Raw genomic sequence first — 19610 nt, forward strand, 5'->3', positions numbered from 1 at the left:
TGATCGAGCCCGTCCGGCGACGCCACGAGCGGTTACGGCGTCACCGCTGGACGGTGGGTTCGAACCACGTGGGCTCATCGGTGAGCGACTGCTTGATCCGGAGGAGCGCCAACTCGTTCATCGGCGGCAGGGCGTCGACCGAGAACCAGGCCACCTCCAGCGACTCGTCGTCATTGACGCGAGCCTCACCTCCGGTCGCCCGGCAGCGGAAGGTCACGTCCAGGAACTGGCACCGGTCGCCGTTCGCGTACTGCACGGGGTCCAGCATCTGCGTGAGCACCACCCGCTCCACCACGCAGTGCACAGCGGTCTCTTCGTACACCTCGCGCACCGCGGTCGTGGCGGGCTGTTCCCCCGGCTCGCAGATGCCGCCGATGACCGACCATTTACCGGTGTCGGTGCGTCTCCCCAGCAACACCCGGCCCTCGTCGTCGAAGACCACGGCAGTGACGCCCGGCAGCAGGAGCAGCTGTGTACCGGCAGTGACACGAAGTTCGCGGATGAAGTCAGGAATGGCCATGGGGACGACCATACGTGGCCCGCCGGGCGCGGCTCAGCGCCCGCGGCGGACCCGTACCGTCCGGACAGCCACCCAGCCCAGTCCGGCCACGGCGATCAGCGCGAGCAGCCCTTCGGGGAGCGTGCCCAGCCGGGTCGCGGGGGTCAGTGAGGAGCGCAGCGGCACCTTGTCCACCAGTGCGTCCGGGGTGAACATCTTCGTCTGCTGGACGATCGTCCCGTCCGGGCGGATGACCGCGCTGACCCCACTGGTGACGGGAACGACGACGGACCGGCTGTGCTCGACGGCCCGCACCCGGCTCATGGCCAGCTGCTGGTACGTCATCTCGCTGCGCCCGAAGGTGGCGTTGTTGCTGGGGACGGCGATCAGCTGGCTGCCGTGTTCGACGGTGTCGCGTACGGCGTCGTCGAAGGCGGCTTCGTAGCAGGTGACGAGCCCCACCTGGGTGCCCGCCAGATCGAAGACGCCCACCTTCTTGCCCGGGCCGAAGTCGCGCTGCACCCGGTCGACGTCCGAGCTGAAGATGCGTGCGACGGAACGCATCGGCATGTACTCGCCGAAGGGCTGGATGCGGCGCTTGTCGTACGTGGCGACGGGGCCGCCCTCCGGGTCCCACTGGATGAGGGTGTTGCGCAGGTTGCCGGTACTGGGCTCGACGACGGCGCCGACCACGGTGGGGGCGTTGATCGCCTTCACGGCCTCGTCGATGACGATCCGCGCGTCCGCGTTGCGGTAGGGATCGAGGTCGGAGGAGTTCTCCGGCCACAGGACGAAGTCGGGCTGCGGCACCTTGCCCGCCTTCACCTCGCGGGCGAGCTGTTCGGTTCGGCGCGCGTGATTGTCGAGGACAGCGCGGCGCTGCGCGTTGAAGTCGAGTCCGAGGCGCGGCACATTGCCCTGGATCGCCGCGACGGTCGCGGTGCCGTCCTCCGCCGAGTCGTCGACGAGCGGCAGCGCGGCCAGCGCCCCGGCAAGGGGTACGAGGACGGCGGCGGCCGCTGCGGCGACCGTGGCCCGGGGAACCTGACCGGTGCTGCGGTACCTACGGAAGGCACGCACCGCTTCGAGGAGCCCGAAGCCGCACAGCACCACCGCGAACGAGAGCAGCGGGGTGCCGCCGACGGCCGCGAGCGGCAGGAACACACTGTCCGCCTGCCCGAACGCGATCTTGCCCCAGGGGAAGCCGCCGAAGGGCACCCTCGCCCGGACCGCCTCGTCCAGCGTCCAGACCGCAGCGGTCCAGACCGGCCACCAGGCGAGCCGGGACACGGCGGCGATTCCGATGCAGCCCACCGCGACGAACAGCGCTTCGGCGACGGCGAGCGCCAGCCACGGGACGGGTCCGACCTCCTCGCCTGTCCAGTGCAGCAGCGGCAGCATGAAGCCGAGGCCGGCCAGCAGGCCGAGGCCGAAACCGGCGCGGAGCCGACGGCCGTGCAGGCACCAGCCGAGCAGGGCGAAGCCGGGCAGAACCAGCCACCACAGGGGCCGGGGCGGGAAGCTCAGGTACAGCAGCACGCCCGCGAGCACGGCCGCCGCCGGTCGCACGAGCCGCGGCAGAAGCCGTCTGCCCCGGGACGAAGGGGCGGACTGCGGGTCGTCGACTGCGGTGATGGTGGCGCTCACCAGGCGGAGTCTACGGTGGTCGGCTGTGTGCGGGGCAGTCCCGTGCCGTGCCGGAATCCTCCCTACCGGATGGTTCCTGCGCTTTTCCTCCACAAACCCGCACCACTGCCGTTACCGTGTGCGCCAGTCCCCCGCCGACCGGCCGCATCCGGCCGCCGCGGACGGGACGGTCACAGTTCGGGGGGTCGGACGGATGACTGCACCGGCAGGCGGGCACGCGGCTCGGGAACGCGGCAACGCGTCCGACGGAGCCGGAGCGGCGATTCTCGCCGCCTGCGCGATCTGGTCGTTGGTCAGCGCGGCCGGGCGGGAGACGAGGCCGGAGGGCGTGCTGCTGGCGCTGCTGGCCGTCGCCGCGGGCTTCGCCTGCGGCCGGATCTGCGGGACGCTGCTGCCGGTGGCCACCGCCACGGCCGCCGCCGTCGCCGCCCTCGTCATGGCCCTCGTCTCACGCACCAGCGGTATGCCGGGCGCCACCGCCGCCGTCGACATCGCCCCCGGGCACACCGGGGCGGCGGCCGCGCTGCTGGTACTGGCCGCGGGCGCCGCCTGCTGCGCGGCCGCGGTGGCCCGGCGGGCTCCGTTGCGCCTCACGCTGCGGCTGCTCGCGTTCGGTACCGCCTGCGCCGCGCTGACCATGCGGTCGGTGGCCGGTTTCGTCGCGGCGCTCGGGGTGCTGCTCTGTTCGCTGGCCGCGGCGAAAATGCGCCGCAGGCTGCTCGGGCTCGCCGGGTTCGCACTGGTCACGGCGCTGGTGGTCGGTACGTCATGGGCGGTGGCCGAGGAGGCACTGCCCGACGGCCTGATGATCTCCCTGGAGGGTCAGCTCACCCGGAACCGCGTGCTTCTGTGGCAGGACGCGGTGACGCTCGCCAAGGAACATCCGGTGCTGGGCGTCGGATCCGACCGGTTCGCCGAACTGAGCCCGACCGCCCAGCAGACCCTGCGATCCGACGGGAAGCCGCACTCGGCGCCGCTGCAGCAGGCCGCCGAGCAGGGGGTGGTGGGGGTGACGCTGCTGGGGGCGGCCTTCGGCTGGCTGCTGTACGTGCTCTGGCGCTCGCCCCGCACCACGGCGGTCGTCCTGACGGCAGGCGCCGCGCTCACCGCACTCGCGGCCCTGGCGAGTGTCGGAAATGCACTGAGCTTCACGCCCGTGACGGCGGGGGCAGGACTGCTCGCGGGGCTGGCATCGGCCCGGTTGCCCATCGGGAACGGGAGAGCTGCGTCGGACACGGCACGAGCGGCTGACGGGTCCCGTGCGGAGGGTTCCGGCGATGCGGGCCCCGCCGCGGACGGGAGGCAGACCGCGGCCGAATGCGGCCCGCGGGCGGATCACACGCCGCTCTGACCGACCGGGTTGGCTGAGCCACTGGGGCTGCTACCCGCTCAGGCCCCGGCCGGTGCGCCGGCCGCCGGCAGGTGGAGCCGCTCGCGGATGAACCGTACGCCCGCCTCCGCGTCGTCCACCGTGACCGTGAAGGTCCTGCCGTCGCCGAGCCTGAGCACCAGGCCCTCTCCCTTGCGGACCACCACGGCTGTGCCCCGCTCGGGCCGCCAGCGGTAGCCCCAGCCGCCCCACTGGCGGGGGGTGACCTGGGGTACGAAATCCGCGCCCACCACCTGGGTGAGCAGGATCCGGCGGCGCGGCAGGCCCATGTGACCGCAGCGCACTTCGAGGGCGCGCGCGTCGACCCGGACGGCCACGTTCACGAAGGCGAGCGTGCCGAACAGCATGAGAAGTCCGGCCGCCACGCAGCCGATCACCGCCATCAGCAACGGGACGATGCCGGAGGTCCAGTCGGAGCTCACGGCGAGCTGAACGCCCAGGGCCGTGCAGGCCGCACCGGCGGCGGCGAGCACCCACTGGGCCTTGTTGGTGGCCCGTCCGGTCCAGACGGCGGGAGACGTCTCGGCTCCGGTGTGCGTCGGTTTTCGGGGGTGGTCCCTCATGCCAGAAGCGTACTCAGAATCGGGGCAGCCGCGACGGGTGGAACAGCCCTCGCCGGGCCGCCGCAGGCTCAGCGGGCGGGGCTGACGGCGCCCAGCAGCAGTCCCTCGGCATAGGCCAGGGCGGCTTCCGGCAGCTCGGCGGCGCGGCCGCTGAGGAGCACGGTGAGCGAGGTGGCCGGTTCGGCCGAAGGAACGGGTGCGGCCCCGATCCGGCGCAGCGCCTGGGCGGCGACGGCCCCGGCGGAGCCGTGCAGCGTGACGGGCGGCAGACCGGGCTGCTGCACGGCGGCCCGGATCCGCTCGGCGACCAGTTCGTAGTGGGTACAGCCCAGAACGACGGCCCTTACGTCCGATGGAGTGAGAGCCGCCGCCGCGGCGACGGCACGGTCGATCGCGGCTTCGTCCGCGTTCTGCACGGCGTCGGCGAGACCGGGGCACGGAACTTCGGTGACGGCGACCGAGCGGGCGAAGTCCCCGATGAGTCCGCGCTGGTACGGGCTGCCCGTGGTGGCGGGAGTGGCCCAGATCGCGACCGGACCGCCACCGGCCGCGGCCGGCTTGATCGCGGGGACGGTGCCGACGACCGGCAGCGTGGGTTCCAGCTCGGCGCGGAGCGTCGGCAGAGCGTGCACGGAGGCGGTGTTGCAGGCGATGATCAGTGCGTCGGGCCGGTGGGCTGCGGCCGCGCGGGCCACGGCCAGCGCGCGTGCCGTCACGTCCTGCGGCGTACGAGGACCCCACGGCATGCCGTCGGGGTCGGAGGAGAGCACCAGATCGGCGTCGGGTCTCAGCCGGCGTACCGCGGCGGCCGCCGCGAGCAGGCCGATTCCGGAGTCCATGAGCGCGATCTTCACCCGGTCACCATAGTCGACCGCCCTTGCGGTCTCGTCACAGTGGGGCAGACTGCGGCGAATGAGTGCCATTGCCTGGATCGCCGTGGGTTCACTGTTCGCATGGGTGTGGCTGCTGCTGGGACAGGGGTTCTTCTGGCGGACCGACCAGCGGCTGCCGCGGCGTGCGGCCCCGGACGGCTGGCCGTCGGTCGCGATCGTGGTGCCCGCCCGTGACGAGGCGGACATGCTGCCGGTGAGTCTGCCGTCGCTGCTGGCGCAGGACTATCCGGGGGCCTCGGAGGTCATCCTGGTCGACGACTGCAGCAAGGACGGCACGGGGGATCTCGCCCGTGCGCTGTCCGTACGGTACGGCGGGCTTCCGGTGACGGTGGTGTCGCCCGGGGAGCCCGAGCCGGGCTGGACGGGCAAGCTGTGGGCCGTGCGGCACGGGATCTCCCTCGCGCGTGCCCGGGAGCCGGCGCCGGAATACCTGCTGCTGACGGACGCGGACATCGCGCATGAGCCGGACAGTCTGCGGGAGCTGGTCGCCGCTGCCCGCTCCGGTGGGTTCGATCTGGTCTCGCAGATGGCGCGGCTGAGGGTGGCGAGCGCATGGGAGCGCCTCGTCGTGCCGGCCTTCGTGTACTTCTTCGCGCAGCTCTATCCGTTCCGGTGGGTGAACCGGGCGACGGCGCGGACCGCGGCCGCGGCGGGCGGGTGCGTGCTGTTGCGGACCGAGGCCGCAGAGCGGGCGCGGGTGCCGGAGTCGATCCGGCAGGCGGTGATCGACGATGTGTCGCTGGCGCGCGCGGTGCAGCGCAGCGGCGGCCGGATCTGGCTGGGGCTCGCGGAGCGGGTGGACAGTGTGCGGCCGTATCCCCGGCTGGCGGATCTCTGGCGGATGGTCTCGCGGAGCGCGTACGCCCAGTTGAGGCACAACCCGCTGCTGCTGGTCGGTACGGTGCTGGGTCTCGCGCTCGTCTATCTCGCACCGCCGGTCGCGCTTGCGGTGGGGCTGCTGGGCAGTGACCCGGTGGCGGCGTGGGCGGGTGGCGCGGCGTGGGCGGTGATGACCGGGACGTATATGCCGATGCTGGGTTTCTACCGGCAGTCGCTCTGGCTGGCGCCGCTGCTGCCGTTCACCGCCGTGCTGTATCTGCTGATGACGGTCGATTCGGCGGTGCAGCACTACCGGGGCCGTGGCGCGGCCTGGAAGGGGCGTACCTACGCCCGTCCCGAGGCCGCGCCGGACCGTTGAGCGGATGGCGGTGCCGGTCCGCCGACTGAGGCGGGACCGGACGGATCCGGGGTCATTTACGGCCTGGTGTCCAGTTCATCCCCCACCCGTAGGCGTAGTCGATGGTGCGCTGCGGGCTCACCCCGCGCTCGGGTACGAGATAGCGGGCTTCGCGCTGCACGGTGAGGTCTCCCCCGGTGTTGGTGATGAGTGCGAGCGCGCAGACCGTGGAGGGGACGGTGCATTCGTCGAGCGAGAAGTCGATGGCAGCGCCGTGCTGCGGCTGCAGGGTGACGGTCGCGTGCAGATCGGCGAAACTCCGGGCGCCTTCATAGATGGTGACGAAGATCAGGACGCGGCGGAGCCGGTCCTTGTGATCGAGGTTGATCGTGAGGTTCTCGCCGGTGGAGACGCCACCGGTGCGGTCGTCTCCGTCGAGATGGACATACGGGGGCTGCCCGAGAGCGCCGAAGGCGTTTCCGAGCGCCTGCACAACTCCCTTCCTGCCATCGGTCAGTTCGTAGAGGGCACAGAGATCAAGATCGAGGTCCGCGTGGTTGGCGATGGCTCTGCCGAGTTTGCTGCCCCACCCCGTGAACTGTTTGCGGACTTGCCAGTTGAGATTCACACGCATGGCCCCCGAAGTGCCGCCCTGCTTGGCGAGCGAGACCGAGGGCGCCTCCTTGGTGAGCGTCACCTTGGTCAGCCGGACGGGCTGAGCGGCCGGCGGGGCGGCCGGGGGTGCCGGAGGTACGAGTGGTGCCATCCGGGCGGCAGGCGGGGACTGGGGGTACTGTCCGGGGGGCACCTGTGGCGGTGTCGGCAGGTCAACGCGCGTTGCACTTTGGGGCTGTTGAGGCTGTTGCGGCTGATGTGATTGCTGAGGCTGCTGCGGGTGCTGTGGTTCGTCGACGGAAATACCGAAGTCCGTGGCGAGACCTTCGAGACCGGTGCTGTACCCCTGGCCCACGGCCCGGAATTTCCAGGCCCCCTGCCGCCGGTACAGCTCACCGAGAATGAATGCGGTCTCCACCGTCGCGTCGGCACTGTCGAAGCGCGCGATCTCGGTGCCGTCCGACGCGTCCGTGATCCGTACATGGAGCCCCGCCACCTGCCCGAAGGTGCCGCCGTCCGCGGAGGCGGCCAGGACGACGCGATCGATGGCGGGCTCCACCCGCTCCAGGTCCACCGCGAGGCTGTCCGTGACGCCGTCGGCCACGCTCCGTCTGCCCTCGTGACGCACCGCACCCGAGGCGTGCACCGGCTGGTTGTAAAAGACGAAGTCCGCGTCGCTGCGGACCTTACCCGACACGAGAAGGAGCGCCGATCCATCCACGTCCGGTGCGCCCGGCGCGGTACGCCACCCCAATTCGACCCGCACGGCCTGAGCCGCCACCGGAACATTGGTTCCCTTTAGCATGGTCATGCTCGCCCCCATCGCGAGTCCGGCTGCCGAAGACTTTCCCGGGCCAACCTAATCCGCCTCCCTCGTCGAGCCCACAGCGATGACGTACCCCGTCCCGCGATCCGCCGGTAACCCCCCGTGAACTCGCCCTTTACACGATTACTACGCGCCCGGACGCCCTTTTTTCCCAAGTTCGCTCGCATTGGGGATCCTGGTTCACTCACATCTCGTAAACCAACCCTCTTATCGGGCTCCCCAACCAGCACATCGTGGGCTTAACTTATGTGTCATGACCTCCCCCCGCTCCACCTACGGCGGCGGCTACTACGCCGCGCCGTCGTTCCCCGACACTCCGATCTACGACTCCCTGGTCGCGGAGCGGGGTACCCCTCAGATCGCCCCGATCCGAGTGCCTGCCGCCTATGACATCGGCAACAGCTACCTGCCGGCGCTCCCGGCGGCTCTGCCGGCTCTTCCCGCGGCGCCTTCCCAGCCCAACCCGTCGTACGGCTACCCGCAGCCGATGGCCGCGCAGCAGCAGAGTTACGCGCCGATGCAGCCGGCTCATCTGCAGCAGGCCCCGGCGCCGTACATCCCGCAGCAGCCGACCGGGATGCGTGGCGGCTACCAGGCCCCTCAGCCCCAGCAGCAGCGCCCCGCGCCGGGTACCGGGTACGAGTCGATGCGTCCGGCGTCGCCGCGGCCCGCACCCGCGCCCTCTCCGTACGAGGACCCGTACAACCGCCCGTACCAGGGCCGGGGGTACTGAGCCGGAGGTACGGAGCCAGGCGTACGAGCCGGAGCGACCCGCCGCACACGGGCCTGTCCGGGGACCGGCAGGATGCGCGCTCACGCCCTCCCGTACTACGTGCTGCGCCCACGCATCCAGTCTGCGCGCCGTCGAGCCATGGGGACTCGACGGCAACCGTCGGCGGATGCCGTCCGACGCCGCGGACCGGGCCGTCGCACCACGTCAGCAGCCGCGCACAGCACTGGCCGTCTCATCACCACCGCCGACACACGACAGCCCGGTCGAGGGGGAACTCACCGGGGTGGACCGTGCGTTGGACAGGGTGAAGTAGCTCTCTCTTCGCTGCTCCAGCGCGCGAAGTGTGCCGTATCAGGTTATGACGGATGCGGAAGGGGGTGCAGAACTGTGCGAGCGGTATCGGGAGTCTGGCGTTGGCGGCACAATCCTCTGCGCCGCGCCACCGACCGGCGCGAGGCATGGGTGGCTCTGGTCGCGCTGCTGTTGATGGTGCTGGCGGCGCCGGCGCTCGGCTGGCTGTGCGGGGCGCTCACCGACGACGTCCTGCAGCAGTCGGTACGGTTCCAGCAGACGCAGCGCCATCCCACAACGGCGGTCGTGGTGCGCCGGGTGCCGGGGGCGCCGCACATGGTCACCGATCCCGAGGTGTCCTCGGAGCGTACGACGCGGACGTCGGTACTGGCGCGCTGGAAGGCCCCGGACGGCACGCCCATCAGGGGTACGGTGGCGACCTCCTCCCGGGTCACGGAGCCCGGCTCCCGGGTGCGGATCTGGACGGATCCGCAGGGCCACCCGTCGCTGCGCCCCATGGACGCGGCGACGGCCCGCACCCATGCGGCGCTGGCAGGGTTCGGGGTGACGCTGATCGGTGTCGGTCTGGTCGAGGCCGGGCGGCGTTTGATCGTATGGCGCATGGTGCAACGGCGGTACGCACGACTCGACCGGGCATGGGCGGAGGCCGGTCCGGACTGGGGCAGGACGGGCACCGGCAGCTGACGAGCTGCTGATCGCGTCAACTCCCGCCCTCCGCGCGCGCTACGGTGGACCGGCCCGCCCGCCTCTTCGACGGGCGGACCCGGAATGACCGCTGCCGAAAGGCCGGTGGTCAGGGCATCACACACGCACGAGGTGGGGGCACAGCAGCGCCATGGCACAGGGCACGGTCCAGGTGACGCACACCGGCACATCGCGGTGGCGGCGCCGCACTGGCGAATACGCCTCCCTCACCGCAGCCCTGGAGGCCGCGGCGGACGGTGATGTCCTCACCGTCGCGCCGGGCACCTACCGGGAGAATCTGGTCCTGCACCGCGCGGTGACGCTGCGCGGCCCGGAGGGCTCCGTCGGCTCCGTACGGATCGCGCCGGTCGACGGCGTACCGCTGACGCTCCGCGCCTCCGCCGTCGTCCAGGATCTGCATGTGGAGGGCCAGGACTCGGCAGCTCCCGCGCTCCTCGTCGAGGACGGCGCCCCGGAGCTGGCGGATCTGCGGATCGTGACGCGGTCCGCCGCCGGGATCGAGGTGCGCGGTGCGGCCCGCCCGACCGTGCGTCGCTGCACGGTCGACAACCCTGCGGGGGTCGGCATCGCCGTACTCGACGGTGCGGGTGGGGTGTTCGAGGAGTGCGAGATCGTCTCGGCCGGACAGTCCGGGGTCTCGGTACGCGGCGGTGCGCATCCGCGGCTGGAGCGCTGCCGCATCCACCACGCCTCGGGCGCGGGGCTGAGTGTCACCGGTGAGGGCAGCGCTCTGGAGGGGGTCGGCTGCGAGGTGTACGAGATCAAGGGCAGCGGAATACAGGTGACCGCCCGCGCCACCGCCCATCTCACCGACTGCACGGTGCACCGCACTTCGTCGGACGGGGTCACGCTCGACACGGATGCGGTGCTGACGCTCGCCGACTGCGACATCCATGACATCCCGGAGAACGCGGTGGATCTGCGTTCCCGTTCGGTCCTCACGCTGACCCGGTCCACGGTGCGGCGCTTCGGCCGCAACGGCCTCTCCGTGTGGGACCCCGGCACCCGGGTCGACGCCAACCAGTGCGAGATCCACGACAGTACGGGCGACTACCCGGCTGTCTGGGTGAGCGACGGGGCGACCGTGATACTGGACTCCTGCCGGGTCCACGACGTGCCGGACGCGATCTTCGTCCTCGACCGGGGTTCGCGCGCCGATGTCGTCGACAGCGATCTCACCCAGGTCCGCAACACGGCGGTGTCGGTGAGCGACGGGGCGACCGCGCAGCTCGACGACTGCCGGATCCGGGAGGCGTCGACCGGTGCCTGGTTCCGCGACCACGGCAGCGGCGGCACGCTGAACAACTGCACCATCGACGCGGCGCAGACCGGTGTCATCGTCACCAAGGGCGCGGACCCGACCATCGAGCGCTGCACGGTCACCTCGCCCGCCGAGGCCGGTTTCTATGTCTCGGCCGAGGGCCGCGGCACCTTCCACAGCTGCCGGGTCACCGGAAGCGACGGCTACGGCTTCCATGTGATGGACGGCTGCCGTACGACGCTGACCCGGTGCCGCACGGAGCGGTGTGCCCGCGGGGGCTACGAGTTCGCCGAAGGCGGCTCGCACGGCGACGGTCAGGGGACGGGCCCGGTCGTGGAGGACTGCACCAGCGACGAGAGTGGGCTGCGCACTCCCCCTCCCCCGCCACCCACGGTGCTGACGGCCACCGAGGCGGCCCCCGGGCTGCTCGATGCGGTGCCCCCGCAGCGGGCGGTCGCGCCCACCGCCGTCGACGTGCCCGCCGAACCGGTACGTACGTCGGGCGCCGTTCTCGGCGAACTGGACGCGCTGGTGGGCCTGGACAGCGTCAAGCGCGAGGTGCGAGCCCTCACGGACATGATCGAGGTGGGCCGCCGCCGGCTTGAGGCCGGACTCAAGGCCGCTTCGGTGCGGCGCCATCTCGTCTTCACCGGCTCCCCCGGTACCGGCAAGACCACCGTGGCCCGGCTGTACGGCGAGATCCTCGCCTCGCTGGGTGTGCTGGAGCGCGGGCATCTCGTCGAGGTGTCCCGGGTCGATCTGGTCGGCGAGCACATCGGCTCGACAGCCATCCGTACCCAGGAGGCCTTCGACCGGGCACGCGGTGGCGTGCTGTTCGTCGACGAGGCGTACGCGCTGTCGCCGGAGGACTCGGGCCGGGACTTCGGCCGCGAGGCGATCGACACGCTGGTGAAGCTGATGGAGGATCACCGGGACGCGGTGGTCGTCATCGTCGCCGGCTACACCCACGAGATGGAGCGGTTCCTCACCGTCAACCCCGGCGTGGCGTCCCGTTTCTCACGGACCATCACCTTCAGCGACTACGAGCCCGCCGAACTGCTGCGGATCGTCGAGCAGCAGGCCGAGGAACACGAGTACAGCCTGGCCGGGGACACCGGGGATGCACTGCTGAAGTACTTCACCGAGCTGCCCAAGGGCCCCGCGTTCGGTAACGGCCGCACGGCCCGCCAGACCTTCGAGTCCATGGTCGAGCGGCATGCGGGCCGGGTCGCCCAGCTCGCCGAGCCGAGCACCGACGACCTCACCCTGCTCTACCCGGAGGACCTGCCGGAACTCCCCTGAGTCTCCTCGGAGTCCCCGCCGGCCTGGCGGGGCAGGACCGGGCCGAGCCGGTCGAGCAGCGCGGCCCGCTCCTCGGCGAAGACCGGGTCGGCCTGGTAGTCCGAGTGCCCCAGCACGGGTTCGGGCAGCGGATGTTCCTGTGTACGCCCGTAGACCAGCGGGTCCCTCAGAGGCCCCCGGTCCACCTCGGGCCCCGGCCCGTCGTCGAGCCGGACCCGGCCGCCGATCGGGTCGGTGGCCCGCCACAGATTGCGCCAGCAGTGCACGGACCGGTGCAGTCCGTGCAGCGGTCCGGAACCGAAGTACGCCGGAAACCAGCGCCCGTACAGCCGCTCGATCGGCGAACCATAAGTGAGCAGGGCGACCCGATTCCGGGTCTCGGCGGGCAACTGCCAGACCGCGGACGCCGCAAGGACGCTGCCCTGGGAGTGGCCCGAGATGACGAGCCTGCCCCGGGTGCGGCCGGTCCAGCCGGACATCCGGGACGCCAGGTCGGGGACGGCACGCTCGGCGTAGCACGGCGGCGCGAAGGGGTGAGCGGCGCGCGGCCAGAACGTACCGACGTCCCAGAGGATGCCGATGGTGCGCCGCGCGGAGGCATCCCGGTAGGCGCGCCGCCCCCAGGTGACGAAGAGGATGAAGCCGAAGCCGATCATCCAGGACCCGGTCGACTGGGCCGCTTCCGCCACCGACTCGATGAACGGGCCGGCACCGTCCAGCGCCAGTCCCGGTACCTGTCCGCTCACCCACGCCCCGGCGACGGCGCCCGCGCCGAGCAGCAAAGTGGCGCCGGAGACCAGGCCCAGCAGCCAGGGCGCCGAGTCGGTGAGCGCGGCCGTGGCCCGGGTCCTGGCGATCTGCCGGGTACGGGCGCCGTCCGGCCGCTTCTGCCCGTACTCCTGGTCGACCTCGGGTTCCAGGGCGCGGGCGGCGAGCCAGGTGCGTACACCCAGCACGGCGGCGGGGACCAGCACGAGCACCAGGAATACGGGGATGACGGAGGCCTGCCAGCTGAGCAGGACGGGCGGCCCGTCGATGGCGGAGGTCCGCCCCATGCCGGGAGTGCCGGAGCCGTCGAGCCAGTCGGCGACGCGCTGCGCGACCCCGCCGGACATGACGCCGCCGAGGGCGCAGGCGAGCATCGCGACCGCGGGGCCACCGAGTCCGTACATGACCGTGCGCGGCTCGGGCGTCCGGCGGTACAGGCCGAGCGCCACCACCGCAAGGGCCACTACGAGTGCCCCCTGGCCGACGGTGAGGACACGGAACGTGACGTCGCCGGGGAGCGAGCCCGCGGAGACCCAGCCGGGGCGGGACCAGGCGGCGTACACAGCGGCGAGGAGGAGCAGGGCGAGGGCGGCGCCGGGAAGACAGCTGATGACGGCGCGGTCGAGCCGGTTGTCGATCCGCCGCTCGCTGCGGCCGCGACGGCAGACCACCCAGAGCACAACGAGGGTGCCCAGCACGAGCATTGCCTCGATCAGCCGGCCGAGGATGTCGGGTACGGGGCCGCTGACGGCGCGGTCGTGCCGGGCGGCGGCGCCCGCGACGGAGGCCGCCACGGTCAGGAACCCGGCGGCGGTGTGCGCGGCCCGCAGCCGGGCCACGAGCCGCCGGCCGTACCAGAAGCCGGGGCGGCCGAGGGCGGGGCGGACGGCGGGGGTGGCGTCGATCCCGCCGTTGGGGAGGCCGCCGGGAGGGCCGGCAGGAACGTCGTCGGGCATGTCGTCGGGAATGGCGCCGTCAGGAACGTGGTCGTCCGGCTCGGCACCGGTGAGCGGGCGCTGCGACTCGTATGCGCTCCAGGTCCGGTTGGACAGGTACCAGAGCAGTCCCACCAGGGCGGTGGGCACCAGGGCCGCGAGCGCGAGCCGACGGCCCGGCTGCGACCACCAGCCGCCCTGCTCCGTCGACAGGAAGCCGAGCCAGGACCGCTGGTTCGAGCAGTCGGGTACGCCCGCGCACTGCCAGGCCACCAGATCGAGCGCGACCTCACAGGCTGCCGCGGTGAACAGCACGGTGAGGCTGAGGGCGACGAGCCGGACGAGTACGCCGTAGAGCCGCACCGCGCGGGTGCGGCCCTTGGCGGTGGGCCGCATCCAGTGGGCCAGGTTGACCACCATGAACGGGAGCAGCAGGAGCCAGAGCGCGCGGGAACCGTTGCCGGAGGTGAGGTTGGACCAGCAGTAGGCCTCCTCGATGGGCCGTTCCCGATACCGCTCGGGGTGCTGCTCGGCGTCGACGTCCCCGGTGCGACGGTAGATGGCCGCCGTCGCGTCACCGGTGACCCGGACGATACGCGGATCGTCGAGCATGTCCTGGGGAGTGGCCCCGCCGACGCCGTGGACGAGCAGTTCCAGCGCGGCCCCCGTGCTCTGCGGGGCCTGGGTGACAGGGGGCACGTGGGTGACTCGCTCTCTCGCTCTCGCGGTGCTCCGGGCTGCGTGCTGATGCGCAGTCACCAGAATCGCGGAACAGCGGCCGCAAGGGCACCCGTCTCACCGAATCTCCCCAGTGCGGCGCCGGACGGAGCTGCGTGGCAGGATGACCCCGTCCGACAGACGGCCAGCCTGCAACAGGCGAGAGGGAAGGACCGGACCCGGCGTTGAGCGAGAATCAGAACCTCCTCGCGGAGCAGCGGCGTGCCCTGATCCTCGACGAGGTACGCAGGCGCGGCGGGGTCAGGGTCAATGAGCTGACCCGCAAGCTCAGCGTCTCCGACATGACCGTCCGCCGGGATCTGGACGCACTGGCCCGTCAGGGGGTCATCGAGAAGGTGCACGGCGGCGCGGTGCCGGTTGTCGAGGCGAGCACGCACGAGCCCGGCTTCGAGGTGAAGTCGACGCTGGAGCTGACCGCCAAGGAGGACATCGCACGGGTCGCCGCGACCATGGCCGTGCCCGGCAGCGCGATCGCGCTCTCCGGTGGTACGACTACGTTTGCGCTGGCCCAGCATCTGCTGGACGTACCGGAGTTGACGGTGGTGACGAACTCGGTGCGGGTCGCCGACGTGTTCCACACCGCGCAGCGTTCGGCGACGGGCGGGCCACGGGCCGGGGCCGCCACGGTGGTCCTCACCGGTGGGGTACGGACTCCGTCGGACTCGCTGGTCGGCCCGGTCGCCGACCAGGCGATCGGTTCGCTCCACTTCGATGTGCTGTTTCTCGGGGTGCACGGGATCTCGGTCGAGGCCGGGCTGTCGACGCCGAATCTGGCGGAGGCCGAGACCAACCGGCGCTTCGTGCACTCGGCGCGACGCGTGGTGGTCGTCGCCGACCACACCAAGTGGGGCACGGTGGGCCTGAGTTCGTTCGCAGCGCTGGAGCAGGTGGACACCTTCGTCACCGATTCCCGTCTGTCGGCGCGGGCCCGCGAGGAGATCGAGGAACATCTGCCGGGCCTGGTGGTGGCGGGCGAGACCGCCGAGGGCGAGCGCTCCGACAGCTAGACAGTGGGCGGCGCAGGAGCGAATCACACGTTCCGCTCTGTGCGCACCGTGCCCGTCACGTCCTAGGATCGTGCTGTGGCCGTCTTCCGGATCGAGCGATTCACCCCCCTGCCCGCCGCCGAGTCCTGGCGTCGGGTGACCGACTGGGAACGGCACGCCGCGCATGTCCCGCTCACCCGGATCAGCGTCCCGACGGGGCTGCCCACCGGAGTCGGGACCGTCTTCGTGGCCCGCACAGGGGTCGGCCCGCTGGGGTTCGACGATCCGATGGAGGTGGTGCACTGGACGCCGCCCGCGGCCGGCCGGGCCGGGCTCTGCCGGTTGCAGAAGCGCGGTTCGGTGGTGTTGGGCCGGGCCTCGATCGACGTGTATCCGGCGGAATGCGGATCGCATGTGGTGTGGGTGGAGGAGCTTCGCATCCGGCTGTTGCCGCAGTGGGGAGACGCGCTGATCTCCGGCGCGGGCCGCCGGATCTTCGGCCGGGTGCTGGACGGTCTCCTGGACGGCCCGGTGCGGCCGTATCGGTAGCACGGACCGGTGCGGACATCTGACGGTGTGACAGTTATCGTGTGGCACCTCGCGGACGGGGTGCGTCCGCTGCCGATCGCACGGGAGGTGCGTTCCGTGACTCCTCCCCCTGGTAAACGAGGGGGCTTCTCGCTATGCCTGGTTGGCGTGCTGACCCGGCAGGCCGGCTGGACCGGCTTCACCGGGACCATGCCGGTCGTGCCGGGCACCGTGATCCGGATCAAAGTCGAGCACCTGCCCGGCAACCGGGCGCCACAGGATCTGTGGCTGTGGCACACCGCGCCCGCTCACACGGCCTTCGACCTGGACCTGCTGTGGAAGACCTACCTGCGCAGGTTCGACATCGAGCACACCTTTCGGCTGATCAAAGCAGTGCTGGGCTGGACCCGCCCGCAGATCCGCACTCCCGAGCAGGGCGAGCGCTGGACCTGGCTGATCCTGGCCGCACACGCCCAACTCCGCCTTGCCCGCACCCTCACCCGTGACCTGCGACGCCCGTGGGAACGATCCATCCCCGCCGACCAGCCGATGACACCCGGCCGTGTCCGCCGAGGTTTTCGTCACCTACGGCGCACGATCGGCACCCCCGCCAGAAGACCGAAACCCGCAACCGCAGGCCCCGGCCGCCCGAAAGGCACCACCCGACCACCCCGTACCCGCTACCCAGTCGGGAAAAGGAAGACCCCCACCAGCAAAAACAGCCAGTGCCAACCAACACCAGAGGTCGAGAGCACCACAGCAGCTAAATGATCTTTACAGGTTTAATCTCAAGCTCAGAGGTCCTAACAAAGGCGTTGGACGTGTCGGTGGGTGATGAGGCAGGTAGCAAGGCCGAGTAAGGCTTCGCGAGAGCCATTCTGCCCGAACGTCTTGCTCGCGCCTTCGCCCGCCGATGGCCACGTCCGCGCCTGGCAGCGCTTCGGCAAGGCCTTCACCGGTAATGGTATTGACACCGGTGTTCGGAGACGCGGCAACCGCATCGTGGCCGTGCGCTTTGAGCTTGGTGATCAGCTTTTGACGCCACCTCCGCCTGAGGCTCGGCCCGCGGATGAGGGACGGGGCTCAGCGGGGCCAGTTGCCGGTGGCCAGGAAGTGTTCGATCGTCGCGGCGTACGGGGCGATGTCGAGGCCCTGTCCGGCGAGCCAGCTGTCGGAGTAGTACTTGTCGAGGTAGCGGTCGCCCGGGTCGCAGAGCAGCGTGACGATGCTGCCTGCGCGGCCCTGTTCCAGCATTTCGGCGACGAGCTTGAAGGCGCTCCACAGCCCGGTGCCGGTGGAGCCGCCCGCCTTGCGGCCGATGGCCTGCTCCAAGGCGCGTACGGTGGCGACACTGGCCGCGTCCGGCACCTTCATCATCCGGTCGATGGCGCCTGGTACGAAGCTCGGTTCCATCCGGGGCCGGCCGATTCCTTCGATGCGTGAACCGCAGTCGCTGGTGGCGAGGGCGTTGTGGTGGGTCCAGCCTTCGAAGAAACAGGAGTTCTCCGGGTCGGGCACACAGATCCGGGTTTCGTACTGCATGTAGTGCACATAGCGGGCTATGGTCGCCGAGGTGCCGCCGGTTCCGGCGGTGGCGACGATCCAGGTGGGCTCCGGGTAGCGCTCCAGCCGCAGTTGCTGGTAGATCGACTCGGCGATGTTGTTGTTGCCGCGCCAGTCGGTGGCCCGCTCGGCGTAGGTGAACTGGTCCATGTAGTGACCGCCGGTGTCGGCGGCGAGCGTGGCCGACTCCTCGTACAGCCTCTGGGCGTCGTCGACGAAGTGGCACTGACCGCCGTGGAATTGGATCAGCCGGCACTTCTCGGGGCTGGTGGTGCGCGGCATCACCGCGATGAACGGCACCCCGATCAGCTTCGCGAAGTAGGCCTCCGAGACGGCCGTCGAGCCGCTGGACGCCTCGATCACCGGCTTGCCCGGCCGGATCCAGCCGTTGCAGAGCCCGTAGAGGAAGAGCGAGCGGGCGAGCCGGTGCTTGAGGCTGCCTGTGGGGTGCGTCGACTCATCCTTGAGATAGAGGTCGATCCCCCAGGCCTCGGGCAGCGGGAAACGCAGCAGATGCGTGTCGGCGGAGCGGTTGGCGTCGGCCTGGACCTTGCGTACGGCCTCGTTCAGCCAGGCCCGGTACTCATGGTCGGTGCGGTCGACGTCGACGGTCGCCATGACCCTGCCGTCGTGCCTGTGCTCATTGGTGTCCATCAGCACGCTCCTGCTCGTCGTCACCGGACTGCCGGACCCCGGCCCCCGGACCCCGCACATCAACGATATGCCCCCTACCTGCATAAACATTGACTTTGGGGGTCCATAGCCCTGCCTTGGCGTTGGCGGCCCGGACGGCTGTCCCCTAAGGGCTGTCCCGTAATCCCTGGTGGATCAGCGCGCGGCGTCAGATGCGGTGCATCGCAAGGCGGAGGAGCGTCCTCACACTGGGCGTATTCGGGCGTTTCGACAGCGCAGCGAGGTGCCGTAGCTGTCGTCGCGCGCCCGCCAGGGATTACGGGACAGCCCTTGGCCCGGCGCAATTGCGACATCCGCCCCCGATACGGTCTGGTGCGCCGGCCGGGCCGCATGCAGACTTGCCGTCGGAAGCATGATGAAGGGGGCGAAGCAGTCATGGCGGAAACGGAGTTCAGTGCGACGGGGGTACGGATCGAGCGGTGGGCCCGCTCGCTCACGAGAGCCGGGCAGGTGATCGTGAAGGACGGCCGGGTGGCGCTGCTGACCAGTTACGGCCGGGAGATCGACAGCGCTCCGGTGGGGGCGGTCAGCGCGGGCAGGCCATGGTTCGCCGGTGCGGACTCGGCGGTGGCGCGATTCAACGGGACGCGCTACCGGCTGACGATGGGACAGCGCGATCATGGGCGGGACCGAGCGGGGCCGTCGCACCGGTTCCTCGAGGCACTGCACAGCGCGGGCGCCCGACGGGGCTGACATCACGGGCGGGCCTCGCACAGCCGGGACGACAGCCGACATCGCGGGGTCGGCACAGCAGGGCTGACGGAGCGGAGCCGTCCGGACACTGCGAGTTGCGGAGCCGTTACCCCTGAGCGACATTGGACTCACGTCACTCATGGTTCACCGGCGCTGACCCTGCGATCCAGGCCGCCGGCCCAGGAACAGCAGCCGGCTGTCCGCCGACTCCGTTCCGCCGTCTTCTTCCGGACCTATTTCGGGGAGTCGCAGCCGTGATCAGCGAGCCAAGCAGGCACTGCACGGTGGAGCTCCAGGCCCTGCCGTCGCGGATCGGTCAGGTCCGCAGAATCATCTCGGCGCAGTTGCGCTACTGGCATCTGGATCCTCTGATCGACCAGGCAGCGCTGGGCGTCACCGAACTGCTGACCAATGTCCACCGGCATGCACAGCCGGACAAAACGTGCACCGTCGAGATCGAGTTCCTGCTCGAACGACTGACGGTCTCCGTCCACGACCACGACCCCCGGCTGCCGACCGTGCGCGAGGCCGACGCATCCAGCACATCGGGGCGCGGGCTGGCCCTGATTGCCGCGGTCAGTGAGAGCTGGGGAGTCCGGCCGCGTGGTGAGGCCGGGAAGGTCGTCTGGTTCACGCTTCCGGCCCCTTCCCTGTTCGCCGCGGTGCGGCCGCACTCGGTGTACGGGGCCACGACCGACGGCCCGTTCGGGGATGTCGACAGCGCATCCCTGGAGAGGGTGGCCCACACCGACCCCCGGTCCGCCGCGGTGGGCTAAGGGCTGC

The 19610-nt window shown here is 71.0% G+C and carries 17 protein-coding genes; 10 read left to right on the forward strand and 7 right to left on the reverse strand.

Features of this window, described 5'->3' with window-relative positions; translation table 11 throughout:
- Positions 1 to 40 precede the first annotated feature (40 nt).
- Together ABZV38_RS27065 and lnt are read right to left on the reverse strand one after the other, a co-directional pair.
- Positions 41 to 520, reverse strand: coding sequence for an NUDIX domain-containing protein (locus ABZV38_RS27065; protein ID WP_356331062.1), 480 nt, complete (start codon positions 518 to 520; stop codon positions 41 to 43).
- A gap of 33 nt (positions 521 to 553) precedes the next feature.
- Positions 554 to 2146 carry an apolipoprotein N-acyltransferase gene (gene lnt / locus ABZV38_RS27070; protein ID WP_356331063.1) on the reverse strand — a complete coding sequence of 531 codons (1593 nt, stop codon included), beginning with the start codon at positions 2144 to 2146 and terminating at the stop codon, positions 554 to 556.
- A gap of 193 nt (positions 2147 to 2339) precedes the next feature.
- Here lnt and ABZV38_RS27075 point away from each other — a divergent pair, with 193 nt between their 5' ends.
- Positions 2340 to 3497: an O-antigen ligase family protein gene (locus tag ABZV38_RS27075; RefSeq protein ID WP_356331064.1), complete on the forward strand. Its 1158-nt coding sequence runs from the start codon at positions 2340 to 2342 to the stop codon at positions 3495 to 3497.
- Positions 3498 to 3535: 38 nt separating this feature from the next.
- Here the strand turns inward: ABZV38_RS27075 and ABZV38_RS27080 are convergent, their stop codons facing one another.
- Entirely contained in the window at positions 3536 to 4099 is a 564-nt protein-coding gene (locus tag ABZV38_RS27080; RefSeq protein ID WP_356331065.1) for a hypothetical protein, read from the reverse strand.
- A 68-nt stretch (positions 4100 to 4167) separates the two neighbouring features.
- Entirely contained in the window at positions 4168 to 4953 is a 786-nt protein-coding gene (locus ABZV38_RS27085; RefSeq protein WP_356331066.1) for an aspartate/glutamate racemase family protein, read from the reverse strand.
- A gap of 58 nt (positions 4954 to 5011) precedes the next feature.
- Here ABZV38_RS27085 and ABZV38_RS27090 point away from each other — a divergent pair, with 58 nt between their 5' ends.
- Positions 5012 to 6190: a glycosyltransferase gene (locus ABZV38_RS27090; protein WP_356331067.1), complete on the forward strand. Its 1179-nt coding sequence runs from the start codon at positions 5012 to 5014 to the stop codon at positions 6188 to 6190.
- 52 nt (positions 6191 to 6242) lie between these two features.
- Here ABZV38_RS27090 and ABZV38_RS27095 read toward each other — a convergent pair whose 3' ends face one another.
- Complete coding sequence (locus ABZV38_RS27095) at positions 6243 to 7607, reverse strand: TerD family protein (protein WP_356331068.1); 1365 nt, start codon at positions 7605 to 7607, stop codon at positions 6243 to 6245.
- 256 nt (positions 7608 to 7863) lie between these two features.
- On the opposite strand from ABZV38_RS27095, the gene ABZV38_RS27100 reads away from it, so the two are divergent.
- The 3 genes from ABZV38_RS27100 to ABZV38_RS27110 all read left to right on the forward strand — a co-directional run bounded on the left by ABZV38_RS27100 (position 7864) and on the right by ABZV38_RS27110 (position 11923).
- Complete coding sequence (locus ABZV38_RS27100) at positions 7864 to 8343, forward strand: DUF6643 family protein (protein WP_356331069.1); 480 nt, start codon at positions 7864 to 7866, stop codon at positions 8341 to 8343.
- Positions 8344 to 8730: 387 nt separating this feature from the next.
- Positions 8731 to 9339, forward strand: coding sequence for a hypothetical protein (locus ABZV38_RS27105; RefSeq protein ID WP_356331070.1), 609 nt, complete (start codon positions 8731 to 8733; stop codon positions 9337 to 9339).
- Between the two features lie 151 nt (positions 9340 to 9490).
- Positions 9491 to 11923 carry a right-handed parallel beta-helix repeat-containing protein gene (locus ABZV38_RS27110; RefSeq protein ID WP_356331071.1) on the forward strand — a complete coding sequence of 811 codons (2433 nt, stop codon included), beginning with the start codon at positions 9491 to 9493 and terminating at the stop codon, positions 11921 to 11923.
- Here the strand turns inward: ABZV38_RS27110 and ABZV38_RS27115 are convergent.
- Complete coding sequence (locus ABZV38_RS27115) at positions 11893 to 14325, reverse strand: hypothetical protein (RefSeq protein ID WP_356331072.1); 2433 nt, start codon at positions 14323 to 14325, stop codon at positions 11893 to 11895. The two genes, ABZV38_RS27110 and ABZV38_RS27115, sit on opposite strands and share 31 nt — an antisense overlap.
- 203 nt (positions 14326 to 14528) lie before the next feature.
- Here ABZV38_RS27115 and ABZV38_RS27120 point away from each other — a divergent pair, with 203 nt between their 5' ends.
- The 3 genes from ABZV38_RS27120 to ABZV38_RS27130 all read left to right on the forward strand — a co-directional run bounded on the left by ABZV38_RS27120 (position 14529) and on the right by ABZV38_RS27130 (position 16649).
- Positions 14529 to 15371: a DeoR/GlpR family DNA-binding transcription regulator gene (locus tag ABZV38_RS27120; protein WP_356331073.1), complete on the forward strand. Its 843-nt coding sequence runs from the start codon at positions 14529 to 14531 to the stop codon at positions 15369 to 15371.
- 75 nt (positions 15372 to 15446) lie between these two features.
- A complete protein-coding gene (locus tag ABZV38_RS27125; protein ID WP_356331074.1) occupies positions 15447 to 15899 on the forward strand; it encodes an SRPBCC family protein in 453 nt (150 codons plus the stop codon).
- Between the two features lie 60 nt (positions 15900 to 15959).
- A complete protein-coding gene (locus ABZV38_RS27130) occupies positions 15960 to 16649 on the forward strand; it encodes a hypothetical protein (protein ID WP_356331075.1) in 690 nt (229 codons plus the stop codon).
- Between the two features lie 312 nt (positions 16650 to 16961).
- Here ABZV38_RS27130 and ABZV38_RS27135 read toward each other — a convergent pair whose 3' ends face one another.
- Positions 16962 to 18095: a PLP-dependent cysteine synthase family protein gene (locus ABZV38_RS27135; RefSeq protein WP_356331076.1), complete on the reverse strand. Its 1134-nt coding sequence runs from the start codon at positions 18093 to 18095 to the stop codon at positions 16962 to 16964.
- Between the two features lie 414 nt (positions 18096 to 18509).
- Here ABZV38_RS27135 and ABZV38_RS27140 point away from each other — a divergent pair, with 414 nt between their 5' ends.
- Positions 18510 to 18827, forward strand: coding sequence for a hypothetical protein (locus tag ABZV38_RS27140; protein ID WP_356331077.1), 318 nt, complete (start codon positions 18510 to 18512; stop codon positions 18825 to 18827).
- 254 nt (positions 18828 to 19081) lie between these two features.
- On the forward strand, positions 19082 to 19603 hold the full coding sequence (locus tag ABZV38_RS27145) for an ATP-binding protein (protein ID WP_356331078.1): 522 nt from the start codon (positions 19082 to 19084) through the stop codon (positions 19601 to 19603).
- The last annotated feature ends 7 nt before the right edge of the window (positions 19604 to 19610 follow it).

This window comes from Streptomyces sp. NPDC005181 (assembly GCF_040608395.1).
Lineage (GTDB): Bacteria > Actinomycetota > Actinomycetes > Streptomycetales > Streptomycetaceae > Streptomyces.

Bases quoted from the DNA above. Each gene is read 5' to 3' on its own strand.
- ABZV38_RS27110 (WP_356331071.1), top strand. From the start codon at position 9,491: ATGGCACAGGGCACGGTCCAGGTGACGCACACCGGCACATCGCGGTGG.
- ABZV38_RS27075 (WP_356331064.1), top strand. From the start codon at position 2,340: ATGACTGCACCGGCAGGCGGGCACGCGGCTCGGGAACGCGGCAACGCG.
- ABZV38_RS27135 (WP_356331076.1), bottom strand. From the start codon at position 18,095: ATGGACACCAATGAGCACAGGCACGACGGCAGGGTCATGGCGACCGTC.
- ABZV38_RS27090 (WP_356331067.1), top strand. From the start codon at position 5,012: ATGAGTGCCATTGCCTGGATCGCCGTGGGTTCACTGTTCGCATGGGTG.
- ABZV38_RS27065 (WP_356331062.1), bottom strand. From the start codon at position 520: ATGGCCATTCCTGACTTCATCCGCGAACTTCGTGTCACTGCCGGTACA.
- ABZV38_RS27095 (WP_356331068.1), bottom strand. From the start codon at position 7,607: ATGGGGGCGAGCATGACCATGCTAAAGGGAACCAATGTTCCGGTGGCG.
- ABZV38_RS27100 (WP_356331069.1), top strand. From the start codon at position 7,864: ATGACCTCCCCCCGCTCCACCTACGGCGGCGGCTACTACGCCGCGCCG.
- ABZV38_RS27140 (WP_356331077.1), top strand. From the start codon at position 18,510: ATGGCGGAAACGGAGTTCAGTGCGACGGGGGTACGGATCGAGCGGTGG.
- ABZV38_RS27080 (WP_356331065.1), bottom strand. From the start codon at position 4,099: ATGAGGGACCACCCCCGAAAACCGACGCACACCGGAGCCGAGACGTCT.